General features: G+C 63.2%; 1 pseudogene. It reads right to left on the bottom strand.

Annotated elements, in window-relative coordinates:
- Positions 1-438 (bottom strand): annotated as a pseudogene (locus EOA60_RS37030) (conjugal transfer protein TrbE); the annotation flags it as partial.

The following is a 438-nucleotide window of genomic DNA, read 5'->3' as shown; positions in this document are numbered from 1 at the left end:
GGTCGGCGAGGTTGCGGGTGTTGATCAGCGGCTCGCGAATGTTCGCATACCAGTTTCCCGGCAGGCTGCCGAGAAAAGCCTCCGTCGCATTGATGGTCTCGATCCGGGCACCAAAACCCTCGGCCTGGACGAGGCGGCGGACGGCCTCGGCCTTCTCCCGCAATCTGGTTTCGTTGTCGTCCAACAGCACGATGACCGGCGTGTAGTAGCCATAGGCAACAAGCTGCGACGACGCCTGGGCGATTGCATCCTCCGTCTCGGCCACCATCGCCATCGCATCCTGGTCGACCGAGCGCGATTGCGTCTGGAACAGCTGGTCGAAGAAGGGCCTGACCTTCTGCTGCCATTTCTTGCGGGTGCGCTCCAGCCGGGCGCGGGCCTCCTGGTCGTCAAGGAAGATGAAGCGCGACGACCACCGGTAGGTGAGCGGCATCAGAT

It is taken from the genome of Mesorhizobium sp. M1A.F.Ca.IN.020.06.1.1, assembly GCF_004023265.1.
Lineage (GTDB): Bacteria > Pseudomonadota > Alphaproteobacteria > Rhizobiales > Rhizobiaceae > Mesorhizobium.
Note: the sequence above shows the minus strand (reverse complement) of the source record. Positions and strands in the feature narration are given on the sequence as shown.